A 6,379-nucleotide genomic window follows, 5' to 3' on the forward strand; every position below is an offset into this window, starting at 1 on the left:
CGGCCCGGCCGCCCGGGGCCCGCGCCGCAGTCGGCGCACGGAGCGTCACGCCCCTCCGGCCCCGCGGCCGCCACCCGCCCGCCGGCGGCGCCGTTCCCGCCGCCAGGTCCACGCCCAGAGCAGGTGGGCGCCGCCCAGCACGGCCAGCACCACCGCCCCGTCCAGCCGCTCGGTCCCGGACCGTCCCGGCCCTGCCAGCCGCACGGCCGCCCGGTGCAGCAGCGCCAGGTCCACCGGCAGCGTGACCGTGGCCAGCACGGCCAGGCAGGCCACCGTGCCGCAGACCTGGACCAGGCTGTAGAGCCGCACCGCCCGCCGTTCCCGGGGCGGCAGGGCCCGGCTCGGGTCGGCGGGCGCCCCGGCGCCCCGCCGCCCCTTCCGGACGGCGCGCCGCACCCGCCGCCCCACGTACCGGGCGTACGCGGCCCCGTCCCCGTAGAGGTCGCGGCAGCCGGTGAGGTCCTGGAGGACGAAGTAGAGGTCCGTCCGCATGAAGACCATGAGCTGGAAGGGGAGCGGCAGCACGGCGAGCAGCACGGTGGCGGCGAGCACCCGGTGGGCGGTGCCGCCCGGGTCCAGCGGCGCGAGCAGCAGCAGCGCGCCCGCCCCCACCGCCAGGTTGACCGCGATCCCGGCCAGATAGGCGGTCAGTCGGTGGCGGCGGTCCGCCAGCTCGATGCCGCTGATGTCGGTCTGCATCACCAGGAACTGCAACCGGGTGCCGAGCCGCATGCGTGCCGGGACGCCGACGGCCCGGGCGGTGGCCAGGTGGGCGCACTCGTGCAGCAGCAGAAGCAGCCACCCGGCGCCGAAGCCGACCGCCAGCACCAGACTGCCGTGCGGGCTCCACAACAGGTTCCGGAAAGTGGGGAGCAGCTCCGGCCGCGCCACCAGCAGCCCGGCGGCGACCGCGAGCAGCAGACCCAGCAGCACGGGCAGCAGCGGGGAGAGCGTCCACCGCACATGGGCCGGGCGCAGCCTGGGGAAGGTGGGGCGCGGCGGGTCCGGCTGCGGCACCGGCCGCCCGTCGAGTGCGGCGACGAAGCCGAGGTCCACCAGGTCGTGCAGGAAGGCGTCCACGGCCAGGCCGGGCAGCCGCGCGGCCGTCTCCGGCACCGTCAGCCCCTGCTCCAGCAGCCGCAGCACCGTCACCCCGTCGTCCGGCAGGGCCACGCACACGCCGGTCTCCGGGCGGCCTACCAGCCACTCGCCGTGGTCCTCCCGCATCGCCAGGGGATGCAGGGTGACCTGTGTCGCCGGCGGGGACTCGGTCACGCCGGTTCCGGAGGAGCCGCCGAAGAGGCAGGCGGCTCCTCCGGCGCCCTCTCCCGCAGGCCCCGCCCCGTGCGGCCCGGGCCGGGCTCCCCGCAGGCCGGGCAGTCGGCCCGGCGCGGGAAGCGGTCCAGCAGCTCCTCCCCCGGCAGCATCAGGTTCATCCCGAAGCGGAACCCCGGCTCCACGGGCGGCGCCCCGGTGAGCAGGGTCAGCGCGGCGTAGGCCACCAGACTGCCGGAGAGGCCGGCGGTCACCGCGTTGGCCGGGTTCCAGTCCATCCGAGGCGAGGCCTGTTCCTCGTCCGCGCCGGGCGGCAGTCGCAGGTCCCGGCGGGCCACCTCTCCGGCGCGATGGCACTCCCAGCACGCCCCACTGCCCGGCATGTGCAGGCCGGCGCTGACCACCGGGCCGTGGTAGCCGCCGTCCGTCCAGGGGATGCCGGCCGCCAGACATGCCCGGTTCGCCCAGCGGCGGAGGACCGGTGGCCGGTCGGCGGTGAGCACCAGCAGGTCGTACGCGCAGGGGGTGCCCAGCAGCCCGGCCAGCACGTCCCGGCCGGTGACCTCCCGGCGTTCGCCGGTGACGGTCACGTCCGAGTTCACCTCGCGCAGCCGGGCGACTGCGGCATCCGTCTTGGCCCGGCCCACGTCCCGCTCGGTGTAGAGCTGCTGGCGGTTCAGGTTGGACAGCTCCACCGTGTCCGGATCGACCAGATGCAGCCGGCCCACGCCCGCGGCGACCAGGCTCTGCGCCGCGGTACCGCCCGTACCGCCGACCCCGACGAGCAGCACCCGCGAGCGGCGCAGCCGCTCCTGGAGCTCCCAGGGCCCCGCGCGCGGCGTGAGGTCGATCCAGCGCAGCAGCTCCGCGCCGCGCCGGTGCCGCTCCCGGTCGCGTATACCGAGCCCGGGCGGCGGAACGGCTGCGGCGTCCTCCAGGAAACCGGCCTGCCACAGGTCCTGCAGGGCTCCGGCGATGCGTTCCCGCGGCACTTCCGGGTGGCGCCCGGCCACCGCGTCGACAGCCCCCGCCGGTCCGCGGGTGCCGTCCAGGACCCCGACGAGCGACCAGATCCAGCCGCCCTCGTCCTCGATCTCCGCGCCGATCCCGTGGATCACGCTCCCCAGCCGGACGTGGCCGTCCACCGTGCGGTAGCCCCGGTGTTCGGGCTTCAACCTCGGTCTGAGTGCCCCGCGCACCGCACTCCTCCCCCCGGATCGCACGCTGCGGATGGTCAAAAGTCGCCGTTGACACTCTTGTCGGTCCGTGACGTACTGACAAGTGCGCCCGGTGCGCGCCCGCCCGGCCCGGTCCGCACACCCGCCCGGGCGGCATCCCGTTCCCACCCGTCCGTGCGACGACGGAGGAGAGAGTCATGGCCCGGTCCCGCACCTCCCGCACTCCCCGCACCTCCGGTACCACCGAACCCGGCAAGCCGACGACCATCAGGATCCGCCGGCTGGACCGCAAGGAGACCACCGGGGACAGCAGCAACTCGCAGGGTTAGCCCGCAGACCGCGCGACCGGCCGGCAACCCACCCGGGGGCAGCAGTGCACGGCAGTGAACTCCTGGCGGAGCCCTCCCCGGAGGGGCGGCCGGGCCACGGCCCGGCCCGTCGCGCTGCGCGCTTCCCGACCACCACCGAGCTGGTCGCGGCGGCCCGGGCCCTGACGGAGCGCCACCCGCTCCACTGCCGGCTGCGCCGCGTCGGCACCTCGCGCGGCGGTGCGCCGCTCCTCCTGCTCTCCGTGGGCCGCGGGAGCCGCTCGGTCCTGGTGGTCGCCGGGGCCCACGCCAACGAGCCGGTCGGCGGAGCCACCATCCGGTACCTGGCCGAGCGGCTGTGCCGGCGCCCGGAGACGCACGAGGAAGAGGACACCCGCTGGCACTTCCTGCTCTGCCTCGACCCGGACGGCGCCCGCCGGAACGACCCGTGGATCCGGGACGGCGCCACCGGACTGCCCGCTTATTACCGGCGGTTCTTCCGGCCGTGCTCCACGGAGCAGCCGGAGTGGCTGCCTCCGCCGGGCGGCGGCGCCCCGCTCCCGGAGACGCGTGCCCTGACCGCGCTCCTGGACGACCTGCGTCCGGTGCTCCAGTGCTCCCTGCACGGAGTGGAGCTCGGCGGCAGCTGGGTACAGCTCACCCGCCCGCTGCCGGGACTCGGCGGCCCGTTGCGCGCCCACGCCGACGCCCGGGGCATCCCGCTGGAAAGGGGGCCCTTCGACGCGTTCTACTGGGACAGTCCTGAGCCCGGCACCTATCTGATGCCGCCACCCGGCCGCCCCGACCAGTTCGGTGCGCTCCCGGACGAGACCGCGCGCTCCACGTGGTTCCACCCGTGGCGGTACGGCACCCTCACGGGGGTCGTCGAGGTCCCGATGTGGGCCGACCCGCGGGTCGAGGACACCGCCCCGCACCCCGCTGCCGGTCCCGCGCTGGCCGCCGTCAGCGCACGACTGCGGGAGCAGTGCGCCCGCGTCACCGGGCTGCTGCCTGCCGTACGGACCGGGCGCCCGGCGGCGGACCTGCTGCTGCCGGCGCTGACGGAGACGCTGACGGTGGCACCCGGCCTGGCCGCCGCCTGGGACCCCGTGGGCCCGCCCGGCGACGGCCCGCCGCTGCCGCCGATGACCCGGGCCCGGGTGGCGGCGCTCGACGTGGCCGGGCGCCGTCTGACGCTGCGCGCCGCAGGGCTGCTCCTCCAAGCGCTGGACGGCGACCAGCCGGAGCACGCGACGGTGCGCCGGCTGATCGACGACTGGTGCGCGGAGTACCGGCGTTCGGCACGCCCCGTCCCGGTGGCCGACCAAGTCGCCCACCAGGCCGGCGTGGTCCTCGCCCTCGCCGACCGCGCGCTGCACGCCTGACTGCTCTCTCCCGCCGGCCGGGCGGACTCGGGATCAGTGCGGAGTCAGCGCGTGCGGCGCAGGTCCGGCGCACGCCGGGCGCCGGGCCGCCGCGGCGACCGGCGCCCGGCCCGGGGTTCAGCGCTTGGCGCGGGACGCCGCGCGGGCCCGCTCCTTCTGGTCGAGCACCACCTTGCGGATCCGCACCGTCTCCGGCGTCACCTCGATGCACTCGTCCTCGCGGCAGAACTCCAGGGACTGCTCCAGCGAGAGCTTCCGCGGCGGCACCAGGTTCTCCGTGGTGTCCGCGGAGGCGGCACGCATGTTGGTGAGCTTCTTCTCCTTGGTGATGTTCACGTCCATGTCGTCGGAGCGGGAGTTCTCCCCGATGATCATGCCTTCGTACACCTCGGTGCCCGGCTCCACGAAGATGGTGCCGCGCTCCTGGAGGTTCATCATGGCGTACGGCGTGGCCGAGCCGGCCCGGTCCGCGACCAGCGAGCCGCTGTTGCGGGTGCGCAGCTCCCCGAACCACGGCTCGTGGCCCTCGGAGATCGAGTGCGCGATCCCGGTGCCGCGGGTCTCGGTCAGGAACTCGGTGCGGAAGCCGATGAGCCCGCGGGACGGCACCAGGAACTCCATGCGGATCCAGCCGGACCCGTGGTTGGTCATCGTCTCCATACGCCCCTTGCGGGCCGCCATGAGCTGGGTGAGGGCGCCGAGGTGCTCCTCCGGGGCGTCGATGGTCAGACGCTCGACCGGCTCGTGCAGCTTCCCGTCGATCTCCCGGGTGACGACCTCGGGCTTCCCGACGGTGAGTTCGAAGCCCTCCCGCCGCATGGTCTCCACCAGGATGGCCAGCGCCAGCTCGCCGCGGCCCTGCACCTCCCAGGCGTCGGGGCGCTCGGTGGGCAGGACACGGAGCGAGACGTTGCCGATCAGCTCCCGGTCCAGCCGGTCCTTCACCAGCCGGGCCGTCACCTTGTGGCCCTTGCCGCCCTTGCCCACCAGCGGCGAGGTGTTGGTGCCGATGGTCATGGAGATGGCGGGCTCGTCCACGGTGATGAGCGGCAGCGCGACCGGCTGCTCCGCGTCGGCCAGCGTCTCGCCGATCATGATGTCCGGAATGCCGGCGACCGCGCAGATGTCGCCCGGCCCGGCCTGCTCCGCGGGCTTGCGGGTGAGCGCGTCCGTCATCATCAGCTCGGTGATGCGGACGTTCTGCACGCTGCCGTCCCGCTTCATCCAGGCGACGGTCTGTCCCTTCTTCAGGGTGCCGTTCTTCACCCGGCACAGGGCGATGCGGCCGAGGAAGTTGTCCGCGTCGATGTTGGTGACGTGCGCCTGGAGCGGCGCCCCGGCCTCGTACACCGGCGCCGGCACCGTCTCCAGCAGCGTGGTGAAGAACGGCTCCAGACTGTCGCTGTCCGCCGGCACCGTGCCGTCGTCCGGCTGGGTCAGCGAGGCGACGCCGTCCCGTGCACAGGCGTAGACGATGGGGAACTCGATCTGCTCCTCGTCCGCGTCCAGGTCGAGGAAGAGGTCGTAGGTCTCGTCGACGACCTCGGAGATCCGGGCGTCCGGCCGGTCCGTCTTGTTGATGCAGAGGATCACCGGCAGCCGGGCCTGCAGCGCCTTGCGCAGCACGAAGCGGGTCTGCGGCAGCGGCCCCTCGGAGGCGTCCACCAGCAGCACCACCGCGTCCACCATGGACAGGCCGCGCTCCACCTCGCCACCGAAGTCGGCGTGGCCGGGGGTGTCGATGATGTTGATGACGACCGGGCCGCCGCCGCTCTTCGGGTGGTACCGCACCGCCGTGTTCTTGGCGAGAATGGTGATGCCCTTCTCGCGCTCCAGGTCGTTGGAGTCCATCACGCGGTCGTCGACCGACTCGAGCTGGTGGGCGGCGAAGGCCCCCGCCTGCTTGAGCATGGCGTCCACCAGGGTCGTTTTGCCGTGGTCGACGTGGGCGACGATGGCGACGTTGCGGACGTCGTCGCGGTGCAGCGGTGCCTGCGCCACGCGCGGGCCGTCGGGTGCGGTGGTCGGGTGGGTGGGCATGCGAGGGCGCTTCTCCCGGTTTCGTGGATGACGGCGCGACCTGTGCGGTTCCTGCGCCCGCCGGGCTCATCTCCTGTGGTGCGCCGCGGCCTGTGTCCATGGTACGGGCACGGCGCGCGGCCTCCCGGAGGGGGCCGCGCGCCGTGCCCGAGGACGTCACTCCACGTAGCCGATGTCCTGGTAGCGCGGGGTC

The 6,379-nt window shown here is 74.6% G+C and carries 5 protein-coding genes; 2 read left to right on the forward strand and 3 right to left on the reverse strand.

Annotated features, from left to right (window positions below; genetic code table 11):
• Positions 1-45 precede the first annotated feature (45 nt).
• Positions 46-1,275 carry a hypothetical protein gene (locus HOY81_RS26400; protein ID WP_308341220.1) on the reverse strand — a complete coding sequence of 410 codons (1,230 nt, stop codon included), beginning with the start codon at positions 1,273-1,275 and terminating at the stop codon, positions 46-48.
• Positions 1,272-2,450: a ThiF family adenylyltransferase gene (locus tag HOY81_RS26405; RefSeq protein ID WP_237323228.1), complete on the reverse strand. Its 1,179-nt coding sequence runs from the start codon at positions 2,448-2,450 to the stop codon at positions 1,272-1,274. Before HOY81_RS26405 ends, HOY81_RS26400 begins: the two co-directional genes overlap by 4 nt.
• Positions 2,451-2,650: 200 nt before the next feature.
• Here HOY81_RS26405 and HOY81_RS27525 point away from each other — a divergent pair, with 200 nt between their 5' ends.
• Together HOY81_RS27525 and HOY81_RS26410 are read left to right on the forward strand one after the other, a co-directional pair.
• Complete coding sequence (locus HOY81_RS27525) at positions 2,651-2,782, forward strand: hypothetical protein (RefSeq protein WP_272893335.1); 132 nt, start codon at positions 2,651-2,653, stop codon at positions 2,780-2,782.
• A gap of 44 nt (positions 2,783-2,826) precedes the next feature.
• Entirely contained in the window at positions 2,827-4,146 is a 1,320-nt protein-coding gene (locus HOY81_RS26410; protein WP_237323229.1) for a M14 family zinc carboxypeptidase, read from the forward strand.
• A gap of 117 nt (positions 4,147-4,263) precedes the next feature.
• On the opposite strand, the gene typA is transcribed toward HOY81_RS26410, so the two are convergent.
• Positions 4,264-6,186, reverse strand: coding sequence for a translational GTPase TypA (typA, locus tag HOY81_RS26415; RefSeq protein WP_237323230.1), 1,923 nt, complete (start codon positions 6,184-6,186; stop codon positions 4,264-4,266).
• Between the last annotated feature and the right edge of the window lie 193 nt (positions 6,187-6,379).

This window comes from Streptomyces sp. JJ36 (assembly GCF_021696945.1).
GTDB lineage: Bacteria > Actinomycetota > Actinomycetes > Streptomycetales > Streptomycetaceae > Streptomyces.

Excerpts from the sequence above, each read along its gene's own strand:
- HOY81_RS27525 (WP_272893335.1), top strand. The coding sequence starts at position 2,651 with ATGGCCCGGTCCCGCACCTCCCGCACTCCCCGCACCTCCGGTACCACC.
- typA (WP_237323230.1), bottom strand. The coding sequence starts at position 6,186 with ATGCCCACCCACCCGACCACCGCACCCGACGGCCCGCGCGTGGCGCAG.